Consider the following 6,183-nt stretch of genomic DNA (forward strand, 5'->3'; position numbering starts at 1 on the left):
GGTGCGCGCGCACCGAGGGCGGGCTACCGCTCCTCGAACCGCACCAGGTTGCCCGCCGGATCGCGGAAAGAGCAGTCGAAGGCGCCGTAAGACTGCTTCTTCGGTTCTTGGACGACCTCCGCGCCCGCCGCCTGGATCCGGTCGAAGGTCCCGATCAGGTCCGGGGTGGACAGCGCGATGATCCCGTGGACGCCCTTGGCCATCAGTTCGGCGATCGTGGCGCGTTCCTCGTCGGTGACCTCCGGGCCGGCGGCCGGGGGATGGAGCACGAGCGAAGTCTCCGGTTGTCCTGGCGGGCCGACCGTGGCGTGGAGCGGACCCTCGGCCCGCACTTCGAAGCCCAGGATGTCGCGATAGAAGGAAAGCGAGGCCTCGAGATCGTCGGCGGGGAGATAGGACGCTCGAATCGAGAGGGTCATGCGACTCAAGGTAGGTCGGCGCGCGGCGGAGTCGCTTCTCGATTCCTGATCGGTCGCATGATCTGTTTGACGACGCAGCCGGGCATGCCGCGCCCGTCCTCCGCCGCCTGTTTGCGGTACGCGCTCGGCGAGCTGCCGACCAGTTCGGAGAACCGCGTGCTGAAGGTGCCCAGCGACGAGAAACCGACGTCGAAGCAGACCTCGGTGACCGACACGTCCCCGCGCCGCAGCAGCATCATGGCCCGCTCGATCCGGCGGGTCATCAGGTAGCTGTAGGGCGATTCGCCGTACGCGGCCCGGAATTCGCGGCTCAGGTGCCCGGCGGAGACGTGCACGCCACGGGCGAGCGCCTCGACGTCCAAAGGCTGCGCGTAGTCGCGATCGATCCGGTCGCGGACACGGCGCAGCATCGCGAGGTCCCGCAGGCGCGGGTCGGGTTTGCCGGTCACCCGGAAAGCGTAACTCACCCGAGAACGCCGAAGGCCCCCTTCGTCGGGCGGCGAAAGGGGCCTCGGGCGGCTCTCGGACTAGAAGGTGATCTTGTCGATGTTGGGGCCGCCATCAGCCGTGGTGGCGACCGCCTTGATCTTGTTCACGCCCGCCGCCAGTGTCACCTTCACGGTTCTGGTCGTCCAGTTCGGCCAGGCCCCGGTGCCGCCGAAGCCGAGACCGGACGCGCTGATCGTGCCGTTGACCGAGAAGTCCAGCGGCCGGTTCGCCGTGGTGCCGTTGGCGTACCGGACGACGACGTCGTAGGTGCCCGCCGCCGGGACATCGACCGTCCACTCGACCGAGCTGCCCGCGACGTTGTCGTAGTTGACGAACCCGGCACCGGTGAACCCGGCGTGGTTGGACTCCACCGCGCCCTGGGCGATCGAGGCGTCCTCCGCCTGGTAGTCGACCGGATTGCCCGGCCCGGAGCCGTCGGCGGGAACGGTCTGCGTGCCGGTGTTCCAGCCCGAGACCCGCACCGAAGGCTTGGAGCCCTTGAGGTCGGCGGTGCGGTACTTCGCGGTCAGCGTGGTCGTTTCACCCGGCCACAGGCTGACCGCGTTGTCGTTCCACTCCACCGGGAGCACCGGCTTGCCCGCGGCGTCCACGACCTTCGAGTCGACGTAGAACGCCGGGAGCTTGCCGCCCGAGGTGTTCTTCAGCGTCACGGTGGTCGTGGTGGTGCCGTCGCCACCGGTGACCGACTTCGCCGTCGCGCTGACGGCGGACTGGCCGAGGTTCTTCAACCCGGACAGATCGGCGTAGCCCGACTGGGGCGTGTAGTACCACTCGCTGCCGGCCCAGTTCAGCGTGTCGGCCTTGGTGGAGAGCCAGTACACGTTCCGGCTGACCTCCTTGCCGGAGGAGTCGGTGAGCACCAGCTTCGCCAGGTAGGTCGTCGACAGCCCGCTGACCGCCGGGACGGTGACCGCGGTGGCCTTGGCGCCCAGCGCGCCGACCGACAGGCCGGTCTTGGTGTTGCTGTACTTCTCGGTGCCGTCGAGGTTGTACAGCTTCGTGGTCGCCTTCAGTCCGCTGACCGCGTTCGACGTCTGGTTGATCACCACGACCGAGCGATTGTCGTGCGAATACTGGATGTGCAGCGGCTCGTTGGCCTTCTTGGCCCCGTAGTAGGCGCCGTTCTGGTCCATGTAGGCGTCGAACAGCTGCCAGTGCAGCGAAGTCCACGGGCTGTTGAGCATCCAGTAGATCAACCCGGTCGACGGGTTGGTCGAGTCGGTGTAGTTGCGCGAGTGCGACTCGAACTCCGCACGGACGTTCTCATACTGCGCGAGCTGCGCCTTCCGCACGAAGTCGTTCAGGTCGGACGGCGCGCCGTAGCGCTTGGTGAGCGCGTTGCCGAACAGCTTCAGATCCGCGAACGTCGTCGACGAAGAGCGGTGGTACTGGGGTGCCGACGGGTTCTTCCACATCGTTTCCAGTTCGCTCGCCGACATCATCCGTTTCAACGTGTCCATCGTCGGGATGTCGACGCCGGCGCTGGTCTCCGAGTTGAAGCTCCACGCGCCGCCACGGTCTTTCTGCGATTTGTCGTACCAGTAGACCGGCGGGACGTAGTCGTACGGGCCGTTCATCTTCATACCGGAAGCGCCCGTGATCGGGGACGGCCTCTTCGACGCCGACGGGATGACGGGGAGCTGGAAGTCGGCGGCCTTCATCGCGTCGAGGTAGCCCTGCTCGATCCGCCTGTCCGGCGCGAAGTCGCTGCCGATGTGGAACGAGATGACGCTCGGGTGGTCACGCAGCCGCTCGGCCTCCGAGAACATCGAAGCCTTGGCGATGGGGTAGTCCGACTCGACCCAGGGCTCGCCTTTCTCCTCACCGTTGACGTGCCCTTCCCATTTGTCGCAGCATTCCCAGCCGGGCATGGTCAGCACACCGAGGTCGTCGGCGAGGTCGAAGAACTCGTCCGGCTCGATGTGGCCTTCCAGCCGGACCGTGTTGAGCCCGAGGTTCAGCACGTACTTGAGCTTGTCGGCAGCCGCGGTCTCGCTCCAGCGCAGGAAGAGGTCCGGGGTGTAGCCACCGCCGCGGATCAGCAGCGGTTTGCCGTTGACGCTGTACTGTCGTCCGCCGCTGGAGTTCAGCGGCGCCTTGACGTCACGGACGCCGAACTTCGACTTCGACGTGTCCGACGGCGTGCCGCCGACGCTCGCGGTCAGGTCTAGTTCGTACCGATGCTGGCCGCCCATCCCGGCGGGCCACCAGAGCTTCGGCTTGTCGAGGCCGACCACGCCGAAGGTGACCGTCTTGCGTTCCTTGGCGGCCAGCGAGACCGTCTGGGTGATCGGCTTGCCCGCGACCGTACCGGCGACGGTGGCCTGCACCGCGTTCGCCGAGTCGTTGCGGACGTCGGCCTTCACCGTGAGGTCGGCGTGGTCGAGCGAGGAGTTCAGCTTCTGGACCACGTGGGCGCCGCGCAGCGCGACCGGGCCGCTGCGGCGGACGAGGACGTCGCGCACGATGCCCATGTTCTGGTCCGGCGGGGTCTGCGCCCAGTCGATCCAGCCCATCGAGAGGTCGTTGTTGGGATCGTTGGGGTAGACCTTGAACGCGACGCTGTTGACGCCCTGGCGCACGTGGGCGGTGATGTCCAGGTCGTGGCGGGTGTAGGCGCCGTTGACCTGGTCCTTCGTCGCGATCTTGGTGCCGTTGACCCAGACGTCGGCCTTGGAGAGCACGCCGCTGAAGTCGAGGTAGGTGCGCGAGGAGGTGTCTTCGACGTTCAGGTCCGTGCGATACCACCACGGCACGGCGAACTGCGCGGTCGGGACGTTCTTCATGTTCGTCGAGTAGAACGGGTCGGCGTACTTGCCGTTCTGCAGTAATCCGGCGTAGACCGTCGAGCGCGACGACACCGGGTACCAGCCGTTGGCGGGGAAGCCCGGCTTCGAGACGGCCGAGTCGTCGCTGACCTGCGCCGAGGACTGGATCACGTAGCCGGGGATCGGGACGGCGTTGCCCGCGGCGGCGCCGACGGACAGGGGCACGGCCACTTCCGCGCCGGTGGCGGCGGGAGCGGTGGTCACCCCGCAGACCGCGGCGGCCAGCGCGGTGACGGTCATGACCAGTAACGGGATCCGGGTTCTCTTCTGCCGAAAACTCACGAGCGCGCCTCCTCGGGCACACGGCGGCGGACCTGGGCGGAAATCGTTAAGAAAGTTCCCTAACAATGTTGGGGGAGATAGTAGCCGCCACCGCACGCCGGGAACAGACCCCTGCATCGGGTTTGTCAGCGCTCGCCGGTGCGTTCGCTCAGCCGACGGGCGCCACGTAGATCCACTCCCCGTCGACGCGGACGAAGCTGCTGTTCTCGTGCATGCTGCCCGGCCGGCGATCCTGCCGGTAGTGCGCCCGGAACTCCACGGTGCCCTCGTTCTCCAGCAGTCCGCCCCCGGTCTTGCCGAGGATCTCCAAGAATGTCCAGTGCTGCCCCGGATCGAGTTCGAGGTCGGCGGGCCGGGTCTTCGGATGCCAGGTCTTCGTGAGGTACGCGGTGTCGCCGACGGCGAACGCGCTGAACCGCGACCGCATCAGGAGTTCGGCGGTCGGCGCGGTCGAAGCTCCCCGGTGGAAGCGGCCACAGCAAACGCCGTACGGCTCGCCCAGTCCGCACGGGCAACGGGATTCGTCGGTGATCACAGGCACGCCGCCGATTGTGTCATCGCGCCGCCGCGGCGATTTCGAGGTCTCGCGCCTGCTTGAGCCAGCCGGTGAACAGGTCGGCGTCGATGTCCTCGACGGAGCGCAGCTTGACGTGCGCCATCTCCCGCGCGCTCGCCTCCAGCCTGCCGGACTCGTCGTCGACGAGCTGCCCCTTCCAGAGGGCGAAGGTGACGTACGACGAGTACGCCTTCATCAGGCAGACGAGGTTCTTGCCGGCGGCTTTACCCGCGCTCCACGTCGGAGAGGCGTGATACATCGCCTCGACGGAACCCGGCAGGGCGGCGTTGACGATCGGCCGCAACGCGGTGGCGACTTCCCGCAGGTTCTCGGGCAGGCCGGCGATGTAGTCGTCGACGTTCGCGAACTTGGCCATGACTTGTGTCCCTTCGGTCGGTGTGCGCTCAGCTAACCGTCCGAAGGTTCAAGTTGTCAAGACAAAAAAATTATTCGGTGCGTTTGTATGTCCGACCTCGTGTTTCCAGGGCTTCGCGGATGACGCGGCGCGCTTTGGGGCCGACGCCGTGCAGGCCGATGCCGGGCGGCAGGCTGCTCCGTTCGCCCATGAGTTCCATGGTGGACTGCTGGTGCGGGGTCAAGGCGCGGGGAACTCGACGGCGACTTCGACTGCCGTCTCCAGCGTCGCCTCACTCGGCCGACCGGCCTCGGGAGCGGACTCGGCGATCACGACCAGCTTCTTGGCCAGACGGGAGTCGTAGTACCTGCCGGTGAAGCGGCTACCGTGCCGCGCCTCGCCGAAAAGCGCGACATTGCCGGTGTCGTCCTTGTCGACGAGCCTTTTCAGGTCGCTCGCGTCGCTCGCCTTTGGCATCTTCACCCATGCGACGGACACGATGATGGTGTTCCCGGCGCCGTCGTCGACGGTGATCGCCATGCGATCGAGATCGACGCAAGGGTGGCGCAGGAAGAAACGCTGGACTTCACCGAAGGAATGCGGTCCGCATTTCAGTTCCCGCTTCGCGGTCTTTTTGAGTTGGCGCCAGCCAAGGCGTTGCCATGTTTCGGAGTGGCGGCCTTTCTGCGCGGACTTCTTACTGGAGCTCTTGCCTTTGAGGGCTTGGCTCGCGGCGGAATCCAGGGACGCGGCCGTGCCTCCGCCTATTCCGCCGGTGGCGGCCACGACCACCCCCGCGGTGGCCAGCGCGCCCGCACCGTACTTGTATTTGATCCAACGACCGTCCGGGCCACGTGGTTGATTCACCATGACACACTCCGTCCCCTCCCAAGTCCGGAACGGCCGATCTTGCACCGGGCACTGAGTGGGGACGAGGGCTCCTGCGCGAATACGCCCGAACGGCGTAGTCGGTCTTCGGGATTCCGCCGGTACTGAACAGTTCTCAGGCATGCCGGGCTGATCTGGGCGCGTCTCACGCTCGGTTCGCCTGTGGCCGCCTGGCGTTGGACGACCCGAATCCACCCAGTCGCGCGTGATCGGCCTGGCCAGGCATGGTGCGGGGTGGGGGGGGGGGGGGGGGGGGGGGGGGGAAAGAAAAAAAAGCGGTATCACCCCCCCCTCCCCCCTTCCGGCCTGTTTCGCGGTATCACCCCCCCCTCCCCCCTTCCGGCC

The 6,183-nt window shown here is 66.9% G+C and carries 6 protein-coding genes; all 6 read right to left on the reverse strand.

The features are described 5' to 3' along the window. Positions 1-23 precede the first annotated feature (23 nt). The 6 genes from ACZ6DT_RS14195 to ACZ6DT_RS14220 all read right to left on the reverse strand — a co-directional run bounded on the left by ACZ6DT_RS14195 (position 24) and on the right by ACZ6DT_RS14220 (position 5,736). Positions 24-419: a VOC family protein gene (locus ACZ6DT_RS14195; RefSeq protein ID WP_465593786.1), complete on the reverse strand. Its 396-nt coding sequence runs from the start codon at positions 417-419 to the stop codon at positions 24-26. 5 nt (positions 420-424) lie between these two features. Next, a complete protein-coding gene (locus ACZ6DT_RS14200; RefSeq protein WP_465593995.1) occupies positions 425-829 on the reverse strand; it encodes a helix-turn-helix transcriptional regulator in 405 nt (134 codons plus the stop codon). A 117-nt stretch (positions 830-946) separates the two neighbouring features. Further along, on the reverse strand, positions 947-4,039 hold the full coding sequence (locus tag ACZ6DT_RS14205; protein ID WP_465593789.1) for a glycosyl hydrolase 2 galactose-binding domain-containing protein: 3,093 nt from the start codon (positions 4,037-4,039) through the stop codon (positions 947-949). A gap of 148 nt (positions 4,040-4,187) precedes the next feature. Then, entirely contained in the window at positions 4,188-4,574 is a 387-nt protein-coding gene (locus ACZ6DT_RS14210; protein WP_465593998.1) for a YchJ family protein, read from the reverse strand. A 19-nt stretch (positions 4,575-4,593) separates the two neighbouring features. After that, the gene (locus ACZ6DT_RS14215) at positions 4,594-4,971 is read right to left on the reverse strand and encodes a DUF1801 domain-containing protein (RefSeq protein ID WP_465593792.1); all 378 of its coding nucleotides are present in this window, start codon (positions 4,969-4,971) and stop codon (positions 4,594-4,596) included. 219 nt (positions 4,972-5,190) lie between these two features. After that, the gene (locus tag ACZ6DT_RS14220) at positions 5,191-5,736 is read right to left on the reverse strand and encodes a hypothetical protein (protein WP_465593795.1); all 546 of its coding nucleotides are present in this window, start codon (positions 5,734-5,736) and stop codon (positions 5,191-5,193) included. Positions 5,737-6,183 lie beyond the last annotated feature (447 nt).

It is taken from the genome of Amycolatopsis sp. NPDC041971, from assembly GCF_055588925.1.